This is a genomic window from Corynebacterium sp. (genome assembly GCF_030826625.1).
Classification (GTDB): Bacteria; Actinomycetota; Actinomycetes; order Mycobacteriales; family Mycobacteriaceae; genus Corynebacterium.
In genome coordinates, this window is sequence record NZ_JAPJNQ010000038.1 from 1 (window position 1) to 21,561 (window position 21,561).

Genomic DNA, 21,561 nt, shown 5'->3' on the forward strand with positions numbered 1-21,561 from the left:
CAGCACGAGAGCAAATCAGTTCAATATTGTGCGGGTTTAAAATCCCTAGGCCAGTGCCGATCGGTGAGCCCAATGGCATGACGGCAGCAGCACCAGCATCCTCGAGTTTGCGGGCGACGACCGGATCGTCGGAGGTATAAGCCAGGACGGTGAAACCTTCGTCGACAAGCAGCTCGCAGGCATCTAAAGTTTCGGTGACATCGGGCAACAAGGTGTGTTCGTCGGCGATGACCTCTAGTTTCACCCAGTTGGTGTGCAAAGCCTCGCGGGCTAGCTTTGCCGTAATCACCGCATCACGGGCGGTGCGGCAGCCTGCGGTATTCGGTAGTGGATCAATGCCCAGGCGTTGCATTAACTCGAAAACCGACTCGCCGCCGCCAGTTGCGCCCGTGGAAGCAGAATAACGGCGCATCGCTACAGTTGTGAGCTCGGTGCCGGAAGCAACTAGGGCTTTTTCCAGCATCTCCTGCGACGAAGAGCCGCCGGTGCCCATGATCAGGCGGGAGTTATACGAGCGATCAGCAATCGTGAGCATAACAGAATTAGCCTCCCTGGCGTGCGTTTAAGATGTCGATGGTTTCGCCGTCACGCAATGCGCGGCACCACTGCGAAGCCGGCACGACCTCGCCATCGATAGCGACCGCAATACCGGCGGTGACATCCTTGCCGGTGATTTCTTTGACCAGTGTGCAGACATCATGCGCGCTTGTGGTGTGCTCATCGCCGTTGACTGTGACAGTGACTGGGGTAGTGGACTCGGTATCGGCACAAGAGTGTTCGCTCATCGTAGATCCTTTCTTCGACTGTTGTCTTTGTTCAGCTAGCGGGCATCGCGCAGCGGGGAGCAGGCACTGATATCTGCACTGAGCTTTTCAGTGGTTGTGCCTGCAATCAGTTCGCGCGTGATGCGCGCAGCGAGCGCGGACAACAGAATTCCATGCCGGAAATAGCCGGTTGATACGACCAGATTAGCATTCACCCGACCCAGATAAGGCAGGTCATTGGGGGTTCCAGGGCGCGCTCCTGTGGTGGCTTCGAGAAATTCACATTCTTCGATGCCCGGCACGATGCGGATGGCATCACGCAGCAAATCATAAACAGACGCCGCTGGTGGTCCAGAGCGGTGGTCTTCCCGGCTGGTCGCCCCGACGGTGATGCGCCCGTCGTCACGCGGGATGATGTAGATCGGGCGGTCTTCCACAAAACCACGAATCACGCGATTGCACAATGGCCGCAAATGTTCCGGGCAACGCAATTGCAACACTTCGCCATAGACCGGACGTAACTGGAACGGGCGGGAAGGCTGGGAAAGTGAATCCTGGGAAAGCCCGGCGCCGTCGTGCTTGTCGACGAATGCCGCCTCCAACACGCCGTCGATGTCGTTAGCACCCAAGCCGTTGGCGAGCACCACCTGTGTACCCGGATAGCAGCCGGTTGTGGTGTATACAGTGCCCTTCGTGATGCGCGTTGCTTTCTCACGAATGATCTCTGCACCCAGATAATCTAGAGCGTCCAGTGCCGCACGGGCAGTCAAACGCGGAAACACCTGGTGATCGCCGGGGATATCCACAGCTGCTGCCACCGCCGGCGATAACGCTGGTTCTTCGCGACGCGCCTGGCGAACCGTAAGCTTGGAAACTTCCATGCCGTGCGCGTTTTGATAGTCCATTAGTTCTGCCAAATGCTGCGAATCCGCACGATCCGCGGCGACAACCAGCGTGCCGTCGGTGCGATAACCGGTATCAAGCTCTGTGTGCGCAGCCAGAACCTGCATTAGCTCGGGGTACCACTGCCCAGATTTTTGCATCAACGGAAACAGTGGATCTTGCTGGTATACAACTTCGGCAGCTGGCGCCAGCATTCCGCCAGCGTGATGGGTTGCCCCGGATGCAGGCGCTGGGTCGATTATGCGCACGCTGTAGCCATGGTGGGCAAGTTCCACCGCGGTTGCAAGCCCGACGAGGCCTGCGCCGATGATGTTGACGTCCACTGAGCGCGGGGAGGTTGGGCGCTCACTTTCCTGCGCGCCGTGCAAGTCAGCGTGACCAGCATCCACGTTCTTAACCACCGTAGCGACGTAATCAGTAGGGGAAGTGGCATGCATTATTCCGCGCACGATAGCTACCCCCGCCACACCGGTTGCTGCCAATGCCTGCGCATCGTCGACGGTGACATCACCAATCGCAACCACCGGCACCTGACTCGCAGCCACAATCGGTGGATAACCGTCGAGCCCTAGCGGGGTGCGGCCAGAGTCTTTCGTCGGGGTTGCCCGAAACGGCCCACAGCCGATGTAATCCAACTCAGCAGCATAAGCGTTGGCGGCACGGGCAAGTTCGACGGTGCCCGTCGTCAAGCCGATGATCGCGCCGGGTCCCAGTAGCGCGCGGACCTCATCGACATCCATGTCGTCTTGTCCCACATGCACGCCTGCTACCGGGTAACCATCGGATTTGAGCTGGCCGACGAGTTCCACGGCATCGTCAACCACGACGGCACAGTGAGGGTTTTCGTCCTGTACTGCCACCGAAAGCGCTGCGGTTAGCTTGTAAAGCGCAGCATCACTGATGGGCTTGGAGCGCACCTGGATAATGCCAGCGCCACCACGGGCCGCGGCAACTGCGCGTTCGATGATCTCGTCGTGGGTGCCACTGCCGGTGACAAAATAGCACCGCAGGTCGAGATTGTTGCGAGCGCTGGTGCTGAGTTCGGGGAAAGGCACGGGCATGAAACCACCACTTCAATCGCTATCGCAGGGTCGCGAAATTTGAAAACTGCATAACTATTGTGCCAGACTAGAGCGGTTGATTGTTATGGATACGAACCGGTCACACCATAAGCTGCCCATCCTGGGGGCTGTGGTTGCCAGGCTCCTCTTTCCCAACGTATTAAGGACACTGCTATGAACAACATTCTTGACAAAGTCGATGCGGCTCAGCTGCGCGACGACATCCCAGAATTCCGTGCCGGTGACACCCTTGACGTAGACGTCAAGGTCATCGAGGGCTCCACTCAGCGTACCCAGCTGTTCTCCGGCGTCTGCATTCGTCGCCAGGGTTCCGGCATCCGTGAGACTTTCACCGTGCGTAAGGTCTCCTTCGGTATCGGTATTGAGCGTACTTTCCCGGTTCACTCGCCAAACATCGACTCGATCAAGGTGACTCGCCGCGGTAAGGTCCGTCGTGCGAAGCTGTACTACCTGCGCAACCTGCGCGGCAAGAAGGCTCGTATCAAGGAAAAGCGCTAAGTTTTTCGCAGATGTTGCATTCACCCAGGCTGGGTTACCAGCCTGGGTTTTTGTGTGCCGCAGCCTTCGCATAACTCTCGCATCATCCCGGTGGTGTTCTTAAGCTTGCTCATTCTTAAGCTTGCTCCTTTGCTATCTGCTGTCTTTTTCTACCCGCTGCTAAGGTGTAATCCGTGACTAACGAAGAAAACGGGCTGGGACGCAATCTCGACGACCATAACCGCGCTGTTCACCAAACTAATGCTGCTAACCAGGGCGATACCTCTGAGCAGCAAGTCGGTGAACTTGCCTCGGTCGAGCGCGACTCAGCCGAGCAGACGCCTGCCGATGAGAAGCCGCGTATGCCAGCCTGGCTCGAGACGGTGCTTACTGTCTTGGTGGTTTTGGTCGTGGTTGGTGTATTCCAGAATTTCGTTGGTCGGCAATACGTGATCCCGTCGGCGTCGATGGAGCCGACTCTGCACGGCTGCCCGGAGTGCACGGATGATCGCATTTTCGTCCAAAAGCTCAGCTATTATTTTTCTGATCCTCAGCCCGGTGATGTTGTCGTTTTTGAGGGCACACCGTCGTGGGATGGGATGTATCAATCGCCACGTTCTGATAATGCCGCGATAGCGCGCGTGCAAGATGCGTTGTCGCTGGTTGGTCTGGCAGCCCCGGACGAAAACACTCTGGTAAAACGCGTCATTGCTACCGGTGGACAGACCGTGTCTTGTCAGGCAGGCGATCAAGCCGTGATGGTGGACGGTAAACCGATCGATCAGTCCTATATTCAAACTCCGCCACAATATCCGGTTGATGAGAGCATCGGCTCTACGGCCTGTGGCGGCCCATATTTCGGACCGATTGAGGTTCCCGAAGATTCTTATTTCGTGATGGGCGATAACCGCACCAATTCCGCCGATTCACGCGCGCATACTTTCGATGACTATCAGGGCACCATCCCTGGAGAAAACATTCGCGGCAAGGCGCAATTTATTTTCTTCCCGTTCAACCGCTTTGGCGGTATCGATGACCCGGACATCCAGCAGTAATTTTGGTTTGTGGCGGTGGTGGGTCATAGTTGCCACCGCCGTCGTGACGTTCGCCTTGCTCGCCGCAATTCAGGCTTTCGTGGGGCGGGTGTATGTGGTTCCGTCGAGCTCGATGGAACCGACATTGCAGGGCTGCACAGATTGCGGGACTGCTAACGACCGGATTGTCGTCGACAAGCTTGCGTACCGCTTTGGTTCACCGCAGCCGGGAGACGTCGCGGTCTTTGATGGCACGGCCGCGTGGCAGGCGGGGTTTTCGTCGCCACGTAGCGATAATCGTTTTCTCCGCGGCCTGCAGAATCTCGGTTCTTTGATTGGGGTGGTCGCCCCGGATGCGAATAGTTTCGTCAAACGCGTGATTGCCACCGAAGGCCAGACGGTTCAATGTCTACCGGGTGATCCAGGGGTGCTTGTCGACGGTGTGGCGCTGCATGAGCCCTATGTTGCACAGCCTGCTCACCGGATCGATATTGACCAGCGCGGCGGTTCTATTGCCTGCGGCGGCGATTTTTTCGGCCCCGTACAGGTGCCGGGCGGGCATGTCTGGGTGATGGGGGATAATCGCATGAATTCGCTGGATTCGCGGGCCTACGTGGGTGATCCCTACCAAGGCACGGTGCCGGTGGACAATGTGGTTGGCAAAGTCCGCGGCATTTTGCTGCCTGTTGATCGCTTCGGTGGGCTGGAGAATGCGCGTGGTTAAGGCGGGATTCGCGCCCGCCGGGGGTGCTTCAAGTTGGATGGAACAGCAGTTAGCAGCACACGGTTTTGGGCGGATTGCGGGTGTCGATGAGGCCGGGCGTGGCGCGTGTTGCGGGCCAGTGACCATTGCTGCTTGTGTTTTGCCGAATGAACCCATTCCGGATCTTGCAGCGCTGACAGATTCGAAAAAATTAAGCCCGGCGCGACGGGAAATACTGTTTGACGTCATCGTCGACCAAGCATGGGACTTCAGTGTGGTGCATGTGCCGGCGAGTGAGATTGATGCCAGGGGGATTCAACATGCCAACTTGTCGGGTATGCGGCGCGCAGTTGCAGGTCTTGCCCAGCCGGCGTCGTATGTGTTGAGTGATGCGATGAAGATCCCTGGGTTGAATACCCCACAGTTGCCGATTATTGGTGGTGATGCTGCGGCTCGCTGTATTTCCGCTGCGAGTGTGCTTGCGAAAGTGAGTCGGGATCGGGTTTTGGAAGAACTTGATGCGATCTATCCGGGCTATGGATTAGCCGGGCACAAAGGCTATGGCACGCAGGCTCACCGTGCAGCGTTGGAACAACTTGGTGCTAGTCCACAGCATCGTCGAAGCTACGCGAACGTGGCTGCAGCCCATGACCTGTGGCTGCAGCGTCGGCAAGAATCTCGTTGATTCGGTTTTCTCGGTGCGCCAGCGCCGAGGGGCGAGCGAGCGCGGTTAGACTGGTCTGCGAATTTGTTTGCAAAATCGGATGGCACCGTTGTGCCTGAATTTGCTTGAAGGAGTAATCGCAGATGAGCGCAGAAGAACTGGACAACTACGAAGCTGAGGTTGAGCTGTCCCTGTACCGCGAGTACCGCGATGTCGTTAGCCAGTTTTCCTATGTCATCGAAACCGAGCGACGTTTTTATCTAGCGAATGCCGTTGAGCTTATTCCACATACCTCAGGCGGCGGTGATGTGTACTACGAAGTGCGCATGTCCGATGCTTGGGTCTGGGATATGTATCGTGCAGCCCGCTTCGTGCGCTATGTCCGCGTGATCACGTACAAGGATGTCAACATCGAAGAGCTGGACAAACCAGACATGATCATGCCTGATTCCTAATTAATGCCTCAGTAAGCCCATTGCTGGCAGCATCCGCATATGCGTTGGTGTAATCGTTGGTCAGTTGTGGTTGCTGTTGGAATTCTTTTTTTTGGGGGTGGGGAGGCGAGGCGCTGTCAAATTGTCTTCATCCGAGTTGTGGATAACTCGAGTTATCCACAGAAACAATCGGTGACAGCGGTTGTGCGGTTGTTTAGGCATGCTTGTCGACGAAAACTAGCGGTATCTGGAAAAGTTTCAGATTTTCAACCGGAGTTTTGGGGGAATAGACATGCCAGCCCAAGCACGCGAATTAGGCCAGCGCGGTGAATCAATTGCACAAGATTTCTATCGCCAACGCGGCTATGAGATTGTCGCAAGCAATGTTTATTATCGCGGCGGCGAAATCGACTTAATTGTTCGACCCACCGAGGGCCCGCCCGGCTCGATCGTGTTCGTGGAAGTTAAAACACGCAGCAGTGCTGCATTCGGCACTGCTGAAGCGGTGACGGCGAAAAAATATCAACGAATGCGCCGGGCCGCAGCCCGCTGGCTGCACGAACACCAACGATTCGACAACGCAACGTTCATCGGCCAGATCCGCTTTGATGTTGTCGTGGTCAGTGCTGACCGTAACCCTGAAAACGGTGTTGCTGTCGAAGTTTTTGAGGGGGTCGACCGCGGTGCTTGCTAGAACACATACAGTTGCTTTGTCCGGTGTTCATGCGGATATCGTGACCGTAGAAGCCAATATCGGGCCGGGTCTTCCCGGGATTCACGTTGTTGGCTTAGGTGATGCCGCGGTTAATGAATCTCGCGATCGGATCCGTACTGCGGTTGCGAATACACGTTTGAGTTGGCCGAAAACCAAAATCGTCGTGTCGATGTCTCCAGCGGGGTTGCCGAAGTCCGGTTCTCATTTTGACCTTCCCACTGCGTTAGCTGTGTTAGAAGCTGCTGAAAATTCCGACAATCGGGCACGGCGCGATCTTGATTCCACGGTAGTGCTGGGGGAACTCGGTTTAGATGGAATGGTGCGTGCGGTAGCCGGCATCGTGCCAGCATTGTTAGCGGCGCGGCGGTTTGGTTTTCGCACCGTGATCATTCCGCCGGCTAACGCTGCGGAGGCTGCGCTCATTGATGATATGGAGGTCCTGGTCGCTCCGACTTTGAGCGCTGCCTTTCACTGGATGCGGGGGAGCGCAGAACTTGCACCGGCCGCTGCTTATGGCGGCAAGCAAGATAACCACAACATGCCGCAGTTAGATTTCTCTGATATCGCAGGCCAACACGAGGCAATCCGGGCCGCAGAAATTGCTGCCACCGGCGGACACCATTTGCTGATGATTGGACCGCCCGGCTCAGGTAAATCCATGATCGCAGCGCGCATCCCGGGAATTATGCCCGAGTTGTCGACCTCGCAAGCTTTAGAAGTCAGTGCCGTGCATTCGGTGCTGGGAACCGGCAGTGCGCCGCGATCGGTGATCACCCAACCGCCATATATTGCTCCGCATCATTCCATTACCCGAGCGGGCTTGCTCGGCGGTGGTTCCGGCAACCCACGTCCCGGTGCCGTCAGCTTGGCGCACCACGGGGTGTTGTTTCTTGATGAAATTTCTGAGATGCCGGCGGCTGTGGTTGATAGCCTACGAACCCCACTTGAGCAGGGCGAAGTTCGCTTGGTGCGAAACCGCAGAGAGATTATTTTCCCGGCCCGCTGCCAGTTGGTGCTCGCAGCCAATCCTTGCCGGTGTGCAGCTGAAGTAGCGTCGAAATGCCGGTGCCGAGCACATGAGCGCATGCGTTATTTGAACAATTTATCGGGGCCGATGCGAGACCGCTTAGACATCACCGTGCACACGCACACACAATCTGCGAGCTTGGTTGCTGATAACACTCGGAGCTCGGCAGAGATTGCCGAATCAGTCGCTGAAGCCAGGCAACGCGGTGCGGCTCGTTGGGCCCGAGCTGGCATTGGTGAAATCACGAATGCTGCTGTGCCCAGCACCTTATTACGTCGCGACTTCGCTGCAGACGCGGCTGGTATGGCGATGTTGCAGGCGCATCTGTCGAACGGCGATATCACCCAGCGCGCCGTCGACAAGGTGCTCAAGCTGGCCTGGACACTGTGCGATTTAAGCGGAGCGAACCAGCCTGGGCTAGGCCACATTGCCGAGGCCATCGATGTGCGCGGCGACATGACGCGCGTCCAACAACAGGAGGCCGTGGTATGACCGAACAGTCATCTTCAGAAAACAACAACTCCCAGGTACCGAGCGCAGAACGGTATGCGTGGGCCTATCTTAATCGCGTCATCGAAGGGCCTTCACAAACTTTGTGGCAACTCTTGCGCGCCGGGCGAGACTGCACTGAAATAGCTCGAGGGATACGGCGACGTGCTAGCTGGTTGCATAACGTCTTGGGGCAGACCGAAGCCCGTCATGATTGGTGCCGCTGGGAAGAAGACCTAGCCATCGCCCAGCGCTTTCACGCACGGTTAGTGACTCCCGACGATGAGGAATTTCCTAGTGAGACGTTTGACAGTGCATTTGGGTTCGCAGAACTCGGTGCTGCGCGTGGTGCAAGCGGGGCAAGCACTGGAGCTGCAAGCAGCGCGCCACCACATGGTTTGTGGGTACGAGGCGGTAACCTGCGTGAGCTCGTACAGCAATCGGTCGCCGTGGTCGGTACTCGGGCGATGAGCGACTACGGTAAAGCAGCCACCGAGCAACTGGTAGGTGGATTAAGCCCTGCCCAATGGACAGTGATCTCCGGAGGTGCCTTAGGGATAGACGCGGCAGCACACGCAGCTGCCCTAGCGTCCAGTGGCCCGACAGTAGTGATCACCGCCTGCGGGACCGACCAAGTCTATCCACGAGCAAATAGCCGGCTATTCGACAAAATTGCTGGCCAAACTACTGGTGATGGGAGGGGTAACGGAGCAGTAGTGACTGAATACCCACCGGGAACCCCACCACAACGACACCGGTTTTTAACCCGAAACCGGTTGGTGGCAGCGCTGACAGAAGGAACCATCGTCGTGGAAGCTGCTTGGCGATCCGGGGCGCTTAACACCCTGAACTGGGCCGAAGGTTTCGGCAAAACCACCATGGCCGTGCCCGGTCCGGTGACAACAGTCGGCTCACTCGGGTGCCATCAACTACTCAAAGACGGCCGAGCCCAGCTCGTTACCAGCGGCGACGATGTACGCGAATTATTAGGTGGCATCGGTGAAGTCGATGCCACCGGCCAATACGAGCTGCAATTTGCCCCAAATGCGATACAAAAACTTTCCCGCAACGAATTGCGTGTCTATGATTCGGTGCCGCCACACGGGGCAACCGCCAAAGAGGCTGAAGATATCGCAGCGGATGCCGGAATGCCACTGGGACTGACAGTGCACTTATTGCTAGATCTTTACAGAACCGGAATCGTCGCCCGCGAAGGCGGCGCATTTACTCGTACACCAAGTAGCGACTGATAATTCAACTCCGCTATCCGACCGATAGCTCACGCCCGGCCTATACTTCAGCAGTATGGACAGTCGCGATCCCAGCAACCAAATGCACGAAGCCATCGATGATTTCGCTGACTACCAGCATTATGTGCAAGGACGCTCAGCAGCAACAGTGCGCAGTTACCGCAGCGACCTGCACGATCTCGCACGCACCATCACCACCTTGGATGAATTCCGCTTGCCTGCGCTGCGTGCCTGGCTTGCCCGGGCCATCCGCGAAGGAAAATCACGTGCGACGCTAGCGCGCCGGGCTTCTGCTGCCCGCGCATTTTCTACGTGGGCACATCGGCAAGGCCATCTTGCTGTCGATGTTGCCGCGCGCTTGCACAACCCCACCGCGGCGAATACGCTGCCGACGGTACTTGGTGTGGACGAAGCCGCCGGGGTGGTTAGCTCACGAGGCAACAACGCTGCATGCAGCCCACGCGAAGAAAATCCGCACTCAGGGCACATGCATGGTTCTGATAACCATGTCGTGGGTGCAGCCACACAAAATTTTTCGACTCAACCAGGAACCGCACCAGCCGGCGCATCAGCAGCCACACCAGGAACCGCATCAGAGGCTGCAGACCCTCTGAGACAGCGCGATAACGCGATCCTGGAATTGCTTTATGCTTCGGGCATGCGAGTTGCTGAACTTGTAGCTCTTAACCGAGTTGATTTAGATACCAGCCGCAGAACCGTCAAAGTCACGGGTAAAGGTAATAAGCAGCGGATAGTTCCGTTCGGTGCGTCTGCAGCACAGGCGCTATCGACGTGGATTGAGGACGGTAGGCCGCAGATTCTGACGAAAACTAGCACAAACACGCCTGCTCATGATGTCGGCGGCGATCCAGCACTGTTTCTGGGGGCACGAGGTAAACGGATTGACCAGCGGCAGGTCCGGCGCATCGTGGAAAAAGCCGGGCAAACCCAAGGAATTTCGGGCCTTAGCCCGCACGGATTGCGCCACTCAGCAGCGACGCATTTGCTAGAAGGTGGAGCAGACTTGCGCGTGGTGCAGGAAATACTAGGGCACGCGTCGCTGCAGACCACCCAGCGCTATACCCACGTCACTGTAGAAAGGCTGAAGACTGTGCATAACCAAGCGCATCCGCGGGCGTGATTAACCAGCCCAAGGCTTGAGACGGATGATTACTTGGCCCAGCAAGTCTAGGGGGTTGATATAAGTTTTCGGGCCAACGCGTGCGCCCCAATGCAAACCAGGATCACCGTCAACGGGAGGCGCAAGCGTTCCTATCGTCTCACCAATCGCCACCTGGTCACCGGCGCTGACACGGGCAAAAACCGGTTGATAGGTGGTGCGGATACCGTCCTCATGCTCGATGGAAATAGTCGGGGTTCCGGCAACTGAACCAGCAAAATACACGGTGCCCGCACCTGCAGCTGCGATCGGCGCTCCGATTGGAATATCTAAATCTACACCACGGTGACCGGCTAACCAGTCGTATTCAGGAGGATCAAAGCTGCGTAATACCGGTGACGGCGTTGCAGTGCGGGTACCAGGATCGACATACTCGGCGGACGAGTGCCGCGAAGCTGCTGCCATCGTTACAGGCTCAGTTGGCGTTGTAGCCACAGCCGACGCTGTGGCAAGGCCGGGCACACTAATACTGCTTGGAAGAACTAGCGTGAACACCAAACAAGCGAGCATCCCGATGCGGGCATTAAAGACTGCGCGACGGAAAAACAATGTGCGACGGAAAAACATAGACACAGACACAGTGTGCGTCGGACAGCGCCTGAGTGCCGTTTTCGAGTGCGGCCGTTGTGGATAACTGTGGCAGCAGATCATTGAAGTGACATAACAGCGGCGAGCTGTGGAAAACTTACAGGTTAAGTTGGTGTTTTGCGCTGAATTCGCTTAAGATGCCGCATAGCAGTGTGTGTTATGCGCACTGACTACGCGCGATGAAGTTTTTGCTCGCCCCCATAACAGAATCGAGGGCAGCGAAAAACTGACGCCGACGTGGTCTTTGTGGGCCCAGATTGATTCACTAGAGAATCAACTTCTGTAGTTCATGAAGTGTTGGCGGAGGACTTCGTTGCTAGGGCAGGGGATAAAAACCCCTGCGATGTCCAAGAAAACCAAAACTATCTACCGAAAAGGAAGCTAACCATGGCAGTTGTAACCATGCGCGAGCTCCTCGACGCGGGTGTCCACTTCGGCCACCAGACGCGTCGCTGGAACCCAAAGATGCGTCGTCACATCTTCACTGATCGTAACGGCATCTACATCATCGACCTGCAGCAGACGCTGACCTTCATCGATGAGGCATACGAATTCGTCAAGGAAACCGTCGCTCACGGCGGTACCATCCTGTTCGTCGGCACCAAGAAGCAGGCACAGGAAGCTGTCGAAGAAGAAGCAAAGCGCGTCGGCATGCCATACGTCAATCACCGTTGGCTTGGCGGTATGCTCACCAACTTCCAGACTGTCACCAAGCGTCTGGCCCGCATGAAAGAACTGCAGGCCATGGATGCTGCTGAAGACGGCTACAAGGGCCGCACCAAGAAGGAAGTTCTGACCCTGAACCGCGAGCGCGTCAAACTCGAGCGCGTATTGGGTGGCATCGCTGAGATGACCAAGACTCCTTCCGCACTGTGGATCGTTGACACCAACAAAGAACACATCGCGGTCGCTGAAGCTCACAAACTCAACATCCCAATCGTCGCCATCCTGGACACCAACTGTGATCCGGACGATGTAGATTTCCCAATTCCAGGCAACGACGACGCAATCGGCGCCACCAAGCTGCTGTCCCGCGTCATCGGTCACGCTGTGGAAGAAGGCAAGAAGGCACGCGAAGAGCGTAAGCTGGCTGCTGCCAAGGAATCCGCTGGCGATTCCGCCGACAAGGAACAGCGCGATGCCGCAGAAGCTGCAGCTGCTGCTGATCCAGCATCGGCTGAAGGCGCTTCGTCTGAGCAAGCCTAGTTTTCTAAGCTTGAGCTAAGACATCGAAACGCACGTCTTTTGACGTGTCACCGTTTTCACATCGTTCCTACACAAGGAGGATCGCCCACACTATGGCGAACTACACCGCTGCAGACGTAAAGAAGCTCCGCGACATGACCGGCTCCGGCATGATGGACTGCAAAAAGGCGTTGGCAGAAAACGACGGCGACTTCGACAAGGCTGTTGAAACCCTGCGTATTCAGGGTGCTAAAGACGTTGGTAAGCGTGCAGACCGCGACGCTTCCGAAGGTCTGATTGCTGTTTCTGGCAACACCATGATCGAAGTTAACTGCGAGACTGACTTCGTTGCGAAGAACCAGGACTTCATCGATTTTGCACACAAGATCGCTGACGCTGCTGCTTCTGCAAAGGCGAACTCTCAGGAAGAGCTTCTGGCTGTCGAACTTGACGGTTCTACCGCTGGAGAGCTGATCCAGGAGCAGTCCGCTAAGATCGGCGAAAAGCTGGAACTCAAGCGCGCCGCAACCGTAGACAGCGACAAGGTTGCTATCTACCTGCACAAGCGCTCCGGCGACCTGCCACCATCAGTTGGTGTCATGGTTTCCTACGAGTCTGACGCTGACAACGCTGATAACGTTGCCCGAGCTGCCGCTATGCAGGTTGCAGCACTGAAGGCTAAGTACCTGTCCCGCGAAGACGTTCCTGCTGAGATCGTCGAGAAGGAAAAGGGCATCGCCGAGCAGATCACCCGCGAAGAAGGCAAGCCAGAAAAGGCAATCCCGAAGATCGTCGAAGGTCGTCTGAACGGTTTCTACAAGGACGTTGTTCTGCTTGAGCAGCCATCCTTGGAAGACAACAAGAAGACCGTTGCGCAGGTTACCGAAGAAGCAGGCGTTAAGCTCACCGGCTTCCGTCGCTTTGAGGTAGGCCAGGCTTAAATGTCGCCACGCTGTCTGTACCGACAGTGATACCAGAGTAGAACCCCCGTCCACGTTGGCGGGGGTTTTGCCGTATCGTAGGTCGGCTATGACTGCAGGCTTGGGTGCTACAAACCTTCAAGTCACTGGTGTCTTGTGGTGTGATGACTGATTGCAAATCTGGAATTGCTAGTGTGGAAACCTGAAGAGGTAGCATAGGAAACAATGTCTGCACAGCCAAGGAGAGATTAAGGGTGACTGACACCGAAAGTTCACAAAGAACTAGCTATAAACGCGTCATGCTGAAGCTTGGCGGCGAAATGTTCGGCGGTGGAACCGTCGGCATTGACCCTGACGTGGTCGAAAATGTTGCCCGCCAAATCGCCGAGGTTGCCAAGACTGGCGCTGAGATTGCGGTAGTGATCGGTGGGGGCAACTTCTTCCGCGGTGCCGAATTATCCCAGCGCGGAATGGACCGAGCACGTTCAGACTACATGGGCATGCTCGGTACCGTGATGAACTCATTGGCGCTGCAGGATTTCCTAAAACAGCTCGGCGTTGACTGCCGTGTGCAGACGTCCATCAACATGGCCCAGATTGCCGAACCGTATCTGCCACTGCGGGCGGATCGCCACCTGGAAAAAGGTCGCGTCGTGATCTTCGGTGCAGGTATGGGAATGCCGTATTTTTCTACGGACACCACCGCGGCGCAACGAGCCTTGGAAATTGGGGCAGAAGTGCTGTTTTTGGCAAAGGGCGTCGACGGCGTGTACTCCGATGATCCACGCTATAACCCGGACGCTGAGCTTTACACCGAGATCTCGCCACGTGAGGTCATTGAAAAAGGGCTGAAAGTTGCCGATGCCACGGCCTTTAGTTTGTGCATGGATAACGATATGCCAATTTTGGTATTCAATTTGCTCACAGAAGGCAACATTGCGCGTGCTGTAGCTGGGGAACGCATTGGCACCCTGGTAACCTCACGAGAGAGCAAATAACCAGGGCACAAGGCAGAAAACTGCATTCCCGGTAGCAAGACCACAGCTTTATAGCGACACGACTTTGCACGATTAGGTACAGGATTTTTATATGATTGACGATATTTTGCTGGAAGCAGAAGAGCGCATGGCTGCTTCTGTTGAGCACACCCGCGAAGACCTCACCACTATCCGCACGGGACGCGCAAACCCTTCCATGTTCAACGGCCTGGTCGCTGAATACTATGGTGCGCCCACTCCGATCACCCAGATGGCGACGGTTTCGGTGCCAGAGCCACGCATGTTGCTGATCAAGCCTTATGAGCAGTCCATGATCAGCGAGATCGAAAATGCTATCCGCAACTCTGATTTGGGTGTTAACCCAACCAACGATGGCCAGGTGTTGCGTGTGACTATTCCGCAGCTGACCGAAGAGCGTCGTAAAGACATGGTTAAACTCGCCCGCTCGAAGGGTGAAGATGGCAAGATTGCTATCCGAAACGTTCGTCGTAAAGCTATGGAACAGCTTAAGAAACTGCAAAAAGACGGCGAGAGCGGTGAAGATGAAGTCAAGGCTGCCGAGGCTGAGATGGAAAAAGTCACCGCCAAATACGTTGACTCTATCGACGACGTGGTGGGCAACAAAGAAAACGAGTTGATGGAAGTCTAAGGCTTTCGCGAGCTAGTCGTGCTTTTTGCACCAGCAGTAATTACAACACGCCTTGACGGAGGGGTATGAAAGAATCTCGATCTACCTGGTCGCTACGCGGCCACCTCCCGTACCCCAAAAACGATGCGGGGCGTGATTTAAGCATGGCCATCATAGTGAGCGTTGTGCTCGGTGCCATCGTTATCGGCGCCTTGTTTATTGGGCCGATGGCTTGGTACCCGGTGGTTTCCATCGGTGTTGCGGTGGCGATGTGGGAAGTGCTTTCGCGGCTGCGAGAAAACTCCTACAGCCTACCGTTTTATATGATGATGCTCATGGGCCAGGCCATGGTCTGGCTCTCATGGCCATTTGAGCTCACTGGCTTGATAGCGGCGTTTGTTGCCTCTGTTCTGCTGCTGATGTTTGGGCGATTGTTTCATAACGGGCGTCACAGTGCACCACAGAATTATTTACGGGATATGTCTATCGGCGTGTTCGTATTGCTGTGGATACCGCTATTTGCGTCGTTCGCGGCGATGCTTTCGCAGTTAACTACTCCGTGGGCTTCAGGTAGTGCCGCTATCGCAACGTTCATGCTGTGCGTGGTGGCTTCTGATGTCGGTGGTTACGCAGCAGGGGTAATGTTTGGTGCGCACCCCATGGCGCCTGCTGTTAGTCCGAAAAAATCTTGGGAGGGCTTCGCCGGCTCTGTGCTTTTCGGTGTCATCACGGGTGCTTTGACCGTGCATTTTCTGCTGCACGATGACTGGCGAATCGGCGTGGTCCTGGGCCTTGGCTTGGTGATTTGCGCCAGTCTTGGTGATCTCGTGGAATCTCAATTCAAGCGTGAATTCGGCATTAAAGACATGTCAGCGATTTTGCCCGGGCATGGCGGACTCATGGATCGCATTGATGGGATGTTGCCGGCGGCGATGGTGACCTGGTTGGTCATCAACGTCTTCGTGTAACCGCAGTCTAGTTGATTTGTCCATATCCGCCGAACAAGGCAGTATGGTCGTCATGCCACAACCAGTAAAACTCGATTTTTCCTCCCCGAAGCGGGGCCTGCCGCCAAAGCATTTCGCGGATTTGAGTGAAGAACAACGCATTGCAGCGTTGGCCGAGTTGGGCTTACCGAAATTTCGTGCCAACCAAATCGCGCGGCACTATTACGAACGCTACGAAGCTGATCCGACCACGATGACGGATCTTCCTGCGAATGTTCGCGAGAAAGTTGCCGAGGCGCTCTTTCCGCAGCTAATGACACACCTGTATTCCAAGGAAACCGACGACGGTCATACTTCGAAATCGTTGTGGCGGCTTCACGATGGGACGCTGTTGGAATCAGTCGTCATGCGTTATCCCAACCGTGCGACGCTGTGTATCTCCTCCCAGGCTGGCTGCGGTATGAATTGCCCTTTCTGTGCGACAGGCCAAGGCGGGTTGGATCGTAACCTTTCGATCGCAGAAATGACTGAACAGGTCCGTCACGCAGCGAAGACCCTTGCCGACGAAGGCTCGCGTCTGTCGAATATCGTGTTTATGGGAATGGGCGAACCATTGGCCAACTACAAACGCGTGAAAGACACTGTCGCCCAGATTATTGCACCGGGGCCGCTTGGCTTCGGAATTTCCGCACGTAATGTGACGGTATCGACGGTCGGTTTGGCACCGGCAATCCGCAAGCTTGCAGATGAACAGATGAACGTCACCCTGGCAGTCTCGTTGCACACCCCGGATGATGAGTTCCGCGATACTCTCGTACCTGTTAATAACCGCTGGTCGGTGGATGAGGTGCTCGATGCTGCCAAGTATTATGTGGAAAAGACTTCCCGCCGGGTTTCCATTGAGTACGCTTTAATCCGCGATAAAAACGACCAAGACTGGCGCGCAGATTTGTTGGGCGAAAAGCTGTGGAATGCGTTGGGTACAAAGGTTCACGTAAATCTCATTCCGTTGAACCCAACGCCAGGTTCGGAATGGGATGCCTCGCCGAAAGATCGGCAAAATGAATTTGTCCGACGGGTGTCGCAGTGGGTTCCGTGTACCGTTCGCGATACCAAGGGACAAGAAATTGCTGCGGCCTGTGGCCAGTTGGCAGCAGAGGAAGAAGCTGATCGTAAAATGGAAGCTGAAGCCCGGGCTTAGTAACAATAATAGCCACCCCGAAATCGGGGTGGCTAAAAGTTTGTCGCGAGCTTATTAAGGCTGAGTGAACTAGCCTTCGATCGCCTCATCACGCTTGCCAGCACGCAGCTGGGCGACGCGGGCTGGATCAATATTCAGCGAGCGGAGCTGAGAATCAGTGAGCTCAGCGTACGGGCCGGTGAGTGTGGCCTGCTGATAAGCCCATTCTGGTTCTTTGTGGTTTTCGCCCTTGTTGCGGCCTGTAATGGTGCGCACCTGCGACAATTTTGGTTCAAACAGGTGAATAAGCAGGCCTACCGCGATCAGGATGGCGAAGAGGAAAAGGTAAATCGTTTCGACGTGGCCTTCGTGGTTACCGAAGTTCAGGCCCAGCAGCCACAGAACTGAAATCCAACCACTAACCTGGATAGTGGTGCGCTTGACGGCACTATAACCCCAGGCAGCAGAGGGAACATCGTTGGTAGATACACCGTTATGTATCTGCGGTGCGGGTTCATGGGAAGCCACGGCGGATACTCCTTCACATCAACGTCAGTTAAAAACATGCGCACGGCCGGACCACACATGTGGGCTAACTCAGTGGGTTAGCATCCGAGCGCACTACATAGCTGTTCTTATTCTCGCACACCGCGTCGCATAAAGCGATTAATGGTGCAGTACTTGTCGATGCCGCCGATGTTCATCCATCATTTATTTCGCTCCCACCCGAATTACTTTGTCGACGTTCAAGCGATAAAGTAGCCAGGGTGAATCGTGTGCATGAAAATCCGCAACATTCCAGCCAACCGACTTTCGCCACAGACAGCGACTGTGAATTCAAGCAGCGGACCGTCGTCGTGGTCGGTTCGACTGGGTCGATTGGCACCCAAGCACTAGAAATTATCGCCGATAATCCAGATAAATTTCGGCTGATCGGACTTGCTGCCGGGGGATCGCGTGCCGAATTATTTGCTGAACAAGCCCGTCATTTTGGCATCGCCGCGGAAAGTCTTGCCATCGCTGATCAGCATGCTGCTGCAACGATTTCGCGTGAACTTGGTGTGACCATTCCGAGCGGGCCAGATGCTGCCGCTCAGCTGTGTGCTCATGCACAGGCCGATGTCGTGCTGAACGCGATGGATGGCTCTCGTGGCCTTCCAGTAACCATGGCGGCGCTGTCTGCTGGTTCTACGCTTGCTCTAGCTAATAAAGAATCACTGGTTGCCGGTGGCAGCTGGGTATTAGACCACGCAGCACCCGGCCAAATTGTGCCGGTTGATTCGGAGCATTCTGCGATGGCACAAGCGTTGCGTGCTGGTCGAAGGAACGAATTGTCCCGCTTGGTGCTTACCGCCTCGGGTGGACCTTTCCGTGGCTGGAGCAGAGACGAGATGTGTGACGTCACTCCAGAACAAGCTGCTGCGCATCCCACCTGGTCGATGGGACAGATGAACACGCTGAATTCTGCGACTCTCGTCAACAAAGGCCTGGAATTGATCGAAGCCAGTTATTTGTTTGCCTTTCCGGCCGAGCAGATCGACGTTGTGGTGCATCCACAATCAATCGTGCACTCTGCCGCAACATTCTGCGACGGCTCGACCCTGGCACAAGCATCTCCACCGTCTATGAAGTTGCCCATCGCACTCGCCTTGGCCTGGCCACACCGCGTCCCACACGCGCAACCGCCGTTGAATTGGCAAGATGCACAATCCTGGGATTTTCTCCCGGTCGATAACACCGCGTTCCCGGCGCTCGATTTAGCACGAAGCGCTGTGAAAACCCCCGGAATGCCTGCGGTGTTTAATGCGTCTAACGAACAAGCCGCGCAAGCGTTTTTGCGTGAACAAATCCGGTTCCCACAGATTGTTGATGTCATCGCTGCGGTCATGGACCGACTGTCCGGGCAATCGGGCCCGTTGGCGGCCAGTCTCGAAGACGTTTATGAGCTTGAGACCACAGCACGACGAATGGCCGACGAGCAGATTGCGCAGTTGAGGTAAAGGTTTCGCGATGGCATTTTTTCTTGGCATTTTTCTGTTTGCACTAGGCATCGCCGCCACGATCGCACTGCATGAAGCAGGGCATATGATTTCGGCTCGGGCGTTCGGGATGCGGGTGCGGCGTTTTTATGTCGGCTTCGGCCCATCCGTGCTCTCATTTACTAAAGGGCACACGCGCTATGGTTTGGCCGCGCTCCCGCTCGGTGGTTTTTGTGACATCGCTGGCATGACTGCGATGGATCAGATGACTGAAGACGAAAAACCACATGCGATGTACGCTAAACCCGCGTGGCAACGGATTGCGGTGCTGGCAGCTGGGCCATTCGTCAACATCGTGCTTGGGCTGCTGATCCTGTTTTTGGTCGCGGCTAGCGCTGGGTTGCCTGATCCGCATGCCGACGTCCGTGCCACGGTGGGTGAAGTTACCTGTTCGGCAGACCAGAAAGCACCGGCCCGAGCCGATGAACCGGCTGAATTGGAAGAATGCACCGGCATCGGCGCCGGAGGGCAGGCAGGCGTACAAGCCGGCGATATCATCACCGCGCTCAATGGCGAAGAATTGGAAAGTTTTGTGCAGTTCCGTGATGAGGTGCAAGCGCGGCCGGGTGAAACCATCACTCTCGATATTGAGCGCGATGGCCAACAGATGCAGTTTGACGTCGACCTCGATTCTGTCGTGCGTTACGACGCCTCCGGCCAGCCGCAAACCGTTGGTTCTGTCGGGCTAACGAGCGCACCATTGGACGTGCATCGCGAATACAGTGTGTTAGGTGCGATTCCTGCCAGCCTTGATTACTCCTGGTTCATGTTGAAAGCCACGGTGGAAGGAATTATCGCTTTCCCAGGAAAAATACCTGATGTAGCGGTCTCGATTTTCGGTGGTGAGCGTGACCAGGATGGCCCCATTAGCGTGGTGGGAGCCTCGCGGGCTGGCGGTGAACTCGTGGAACGCGAGCTGTGGCCGATGTTCTGGATGATGTTGGCGACGCTGAATTTTTTCCTCGCGCTTTTTAACATGATCCCGTTGCCGCCTTTCGACGGCGGGCATATCGCGGTAGTGATTTGGGAGAAGATTCGGAATCTATTCCGTCGTGCGCGCGGGCAAGAGCCTGGCGGTCCGGCGAATTACGAGAAACTGTTGCCTCTTACTTACGCTATGGCGGCAATTCTGTTGACGGTCGGTGTGATTGTCATTGTCGCCGACCTCGTCAACCCGATCGTGCTGTTTTAGCAGTATGTAGCACTGTTGTTGCAGTGTTAGACTGTTTCCAGCACGTTAGCAATAAGCAAGGAGACTAAATGCCAACTCCGATTGGACTCGGAATGCCGGAAGGTCCGCCGCCAACCTTGGCTCCGCGGCGCAAGACGCGTCAGTTGATGGTCGGTGATGTGGGAGTCGGGTCGGATTATCCGGTTTCCGTGCAGTCGATGACGACGACGAAAACGCACGATATTAATGGCACCCTGCAGCAGATCGCGCAGTTGACGGCCACGGGCTGTGACATTGTGCGCGTTGCTTGCCCGAAGCCCATTGATGCTGAGGCGTTGCCGGCGATCGCGAAAAAATCGCCAATTCCTGTTATTGCAGATATCCACTTTCAGCCAAAATACATTTTCCAGGCCATCGATGCCGGGTGTGCAGCAGTGCGCGTTAACCCTGGCAACATTAAGGAGTTTGACGGCCGTGTGAAAGAAGTCGCCCAGGCAGCTGGCGATGCGGGCATTCCCATCCGCATCGGTGTCAACGGCGGCTCATTGGACAAGCGCCTGCTGAAAAAATATGGCAAGGCAACCCCTGAAGCTCTAGTGGAGTCTGCGATATGGGAAGCTTCCTTGTTCGAGGAACATGGCTTCGGCGATATTGCGATCTCCGTGAAGCACTCTGATCCTGTCTTGATGGTGGAGGCTTATCGACAGCTCGCAGCGAAAACGGATTACCCGCTGCACCTCGGCGTAACCGAGGCTGGACCATTGATGATGGGCACCATTAAATCTTCGGTCGCTTTCGGTGCGCTGCTTTCGCAAGGCATCGGCGACACGATTCGGGTTTCTTTGTCTGCGGATCCAGTCGAAGAGATCAAGGTCGGTGAGCAGATTCTGCAGGCCATGAACCTGAAAGAGCGCAAGCTGGAAATTGTTTCTTGCCCATCGTGCGGTCGTGCGCAGGTTGATGTGTACAAGCTGGCTGAAGAAGTTACCGAAGGCCTCGACGGCTTGGAATTCCCGCTGCGAGTCGCGGTCATGGGTTGCGTCGTTAACGGCCCAGGTGAGGCTCGAGATGCAGATTTGGGCGTTGCTTCCGGTAACGGCAAGGGGCAGATTTTCGTGAAAGGGCAAGTCGTCAAGACAGTACCGGAATCGAAGATCGTGGAAACCTTGATCGAGCAAGCCAA

23 protein-coding genes and 1 pseudogene are annotated in these 21,561 nt (G+C 55.9%); 18 read left to right on the top strand and 6 right to left on the bottom strand.

Translation table 11 applies throughout. The features are described from left to right. The 4 genes and pseudogenes from RCH87_RS06085 to RCH87_RS06100 form a co-directional block, all read right to left on the bottom strand. Positions 1-535 (bottom strand): thiazole synthase (locus RCH87_RS06085; protein WP_306515832.1); only part of this gene is annotated, 535 nt, incomplete at its 3' end. Between the two features lie 7 nt (positions 536-542). Further along, a complete protein-coding gene (gene thiS / locus RCH87_RS06090; protein WP_306515833.1) occupies positions 543-785 on the bottom strand; it encodes a sulfur carrier protein ThiS in 243 nt (80 codons plus the stop codon). Between the two features lie 35 nt (positions 786-820). Next, on the bottom strand, positions 821-1,990 hold the full coding sequence (gene thiO, locus RCH87_RS06095; protein WP_306515852.1) for a glycine oxidase ThiO: 1,170 nt from the start codon (positions 1,988-1,990) through the stop codon (positions 821-823). A gap of 54 nt (positions 1,991-2,044) precedes the next feature. After that, a pseudogene (locus RCH87_RS06100) lies at positions 2,045-2,728 on the bottom strand (thiamine phosphate synthase); the annotation flags it as partial. A 174-nt stretch (positions 2,729-2,902) separates the two neighbouring features. Between RCH87_RS06100 and rplS the strand changes: the two are divergent. The 9 genes from rplS (at position 2,903) to RCH87_RS06145 (ending at position 10,683) form a co-directional block, all read left to right on the top strand. After that, entirely contained in the window at positions 2,903-3,247 is a 345-nt protein-coding gene (rplS, locus tag RCH87_RS06105) for a 50S ribosomal protein L19 (RefSeq protein WP_306515834.1), read from the top strand. A 341-nt stretch (positions 3,248-3,588) separates the two neighbouring features. Beyond that, the gene (gene lepB / locus RCH87_RS06110; protein WP_306515853.1) at positions 3,589-4,281 is read left to right on the top strand and encodes a signal peptidase I; all 693 of its coding nucleotides are present in this window, start codon (positions 3,589-3,591) and stop codon (positions 4,279-4,281) included. After that, positions 4,259-4,984 carry a signal peptidase I gene (lepB, locus tag RCH87_RS06115; RefSeq protein WP_306515835.1) on the top strand — a complete coding sequence of 242 codons (726 nt, stop codon included), beginning with the start codon at positions 4,259-4,261 and terminating at the stop codon, positions 4,982-4,984. The genes lepB (RCH87_RS06110) and lepB (RCH87_RS06115) overlap by 23 nt, the downstream gene beginning before the upstream one ends. Continuing rightward, positions 4,971-5,648, top strand: a complete 678-nt coding sequence (locus tag RCH87_RS06120) for a ribonuclease HII (RefSeq protein WP_373690935.1) — start codon at positions 4,971-4,973, stop codon at positions 5,646-5,648. The genes lepB (RCH87_RS06115) and RCH87_RS06120 overlap by 14 nt, the downstream gene beginning before the upstream one ends. A gap of 122 nt (positions 5,649-5,770) precedes the next feature. Continuing rightward, entirely contained in the window at positions 5,771-6,082 is a 312-nt protein-coding gene (locus RCH87_RS06125; protein ID WP_306515837.1) for a DUF2469 domain-containing protein, read from the top strand. 271 nt (positions 6,083-6,353) lie between these two features. Further along, a complete protein-coding gene (locus RCH87_RS06130; RefSeq protein WP_306515838.1) occupies positions 6,354-6,755 on the top strand; it encodes a YraN family protein in 402 nt (133 codons plus the stop codon). Next, positions 6,670-8,295, top strand: coding sequence for a YifB family Mg chelatase-like AAA ATPase (locus RCH87_RS06135; protein WP_373690936.1), 1,626 nt, complete (start codon positions 6,670-6,672; stop codon positions 8,293-8,295). The genes RCH87_RS06130 and RCH87_RS06135 overlap by 86 nt, the downstream gene beginning before the upstream one ends. Then, positions 8,292-9,542 carry a DNA-processing protein DprA gene (dprA, locus tag RCH87_RS06140; RefSeq protein ID WP_306515840.1) on the top strand — a complete coding sequence of 417 codons (1,251 nt, stop codon included), beginning with the start codon at positions 8,292-8,294 and terminating at the stop codon, positions 9,540-9,542. The genes RCH87_RS06135 and dprA overlap by 4 nt, the downstream gene beginning before the upstream one ends. Positions 9,543-9,597: 55 nt before the next feature. Continuing rightward, positions 9,598-10,683 (top strand): tyrosine recombinase XerC, encoded by a 1,086-nt coding sequence (locus tag RCH87_RS06145; RefSeq protein WP_306515841.1) that lies wholly within the window; start codon positions 9,598-9,600, stop codon positions 10,681-10,683. On the opposite strand, the gene RCH87_RS06150 is transcribed toward RCH87_RS06145, so the two are convergent. After that, positions 10,684-11,127, bottom strand: a complete 444-nt coding sequence (locus RCH87_RS06150) for a peptidoglycan DD-metalloendopeptidase family protein (protein ID WP_373690937.1) — start codon at positions 11,125-11,127, stop codon at positions 10,684-10,686. 570 nt (positions 11,128-11,697) lie between these two features. Between RCH87_RS06150 and rpsB the strand changes: the two genes are divergently transcribed. From rpsB to rlmN, 6 genes are all read left to right on the top strand, one after another. Then, positions 11,698-12,516, top strand: a complete 819-nt coding sequence (gene rpsB / locus RCH87_RS06155) for a 30S ribosomal protein S2 (RefSeq protein ID WP_306515844.1) — start codon at positions 11,698-11,700, stop codon at positions 12,514-12,516. 92 nt (positions 12,517-12,608) lie between these two features. Beyond that, the gene (gene tsf, locus RCH87_RS06160; protein ID WP_306515845.1) at positions 12,609-13,436 is read left to right on the top strand and encodes a translation elongation factor Ts; all 828 of its coding nucleotides are present in this window, start codon (positions 12,609-12,611) and stop codon (positions 13,434-13,436) included. Between the two features lie 278 nt (positions 13,437-13,714). Then, the gene (gene pyrH / locus RCH87_RS06165; protein WP_306515854.1) at positions 13,715-14,413 is read left to right on the top strand and encodes a UMP kinase; all 699 of its coding nucleotides are present in this window, start codon (positions 13,715-13,717) and stop codon (positions 14,411-14,413) included. 91 nt (positions 14,414-14,504) lie between these two features. After that, the gene (frr, locus tag RCH87_RS06170) at positions 14,505-15,062 is read left to right on the top strand and encodes a ribosome recycling factor (protein ID WP_306515846.1); all 558 of its coding nucleotides are present in this window, start codon (positions 14,505-14,507) and stop codon (positions 15,060-15,062) included. 65 nt (positions 15,063-15,127) lie between these two features. Next, positions 15,128-16,009: a phosphatidate cytidylyltransferase gene (locus RCH87_RS06175; protein WP_306515847.1), complete on the top strand. Its 882-nt coding sequence runs from the start codon at positions 15,128-15,130 to the stop codon at positions 16,007-16,009. Between the two features lie 52 nt (positions 16,010-16,061). After that, on the top strand, positions 16,062-17,189 hold the full coding sequence (gene rlmN, locus RCH87_RS06180) for a 23S rRNA (adenine(2503)-C(2))-methyltransferase RlmN (protein ID WP_306515848.1): 1,128 nt from the start codon (positions 16,062-16,064) through the stop codon (positions 17,187-17,189). A gap of 69 nt (positions 17,190-17,258) precedes the next feature. On the opposite strand, the gene RCH87_RS06185 is transcribed toward rlmN, so the two are convergent. Further along, a complete protein-coding gene (locus RCH87_RS06185) occupies positions 17,259-17,696 on the bottom strand; it encodes a DUF2631 domain-containing protein (RefSeq protein WP_306515849.1) in 438 nt (145 codons plus the stop codon). A 329-nt stretch (positions 17,697-18,025) separates the two neighbouring features. On the opposite strand from RCH87_RS06185, the gene dxr reads away from it, so the two are divergent. From dxr to ispG, 3 genes are all read left to right on the top strand, one after another. Then, a complete protein-coding gene (dxr, locus tag RCH87_RS06190) occupies positions 18,026-19,168 on the top strand; it encodes a 1-deoxy-D-xylulose-5-phosphate reductoisomerase (protein WP_306515855.1) in 1,143 nt (380 codons plus the stop codon). Positions 19,169-19,178: 10 nt separating this feature from the next. Next, positions 19,179-20,399, top strand: coding sequence for an RIP metalloprotease (locus RCH87_RS06195; protein WP_306515850.1), 1,221 nt, complete (start codon positions 19,179-19,181; stop codon positions 20,397-20,399). A 68-nt stretch (positions 20,400-20,467) separates the two neighbouring features. Next, on the top strand, positions 20,468-21,561 hold a 1,094-nt coding region (gene ispG / locus RCH87_RS06200), incomplete at its 3' end, for a flavodoxin-dependent (E)-4-hydroxy-3-methylbut-2-enyl-diphosphate synthase (RefSeq protein WP_306515851.1).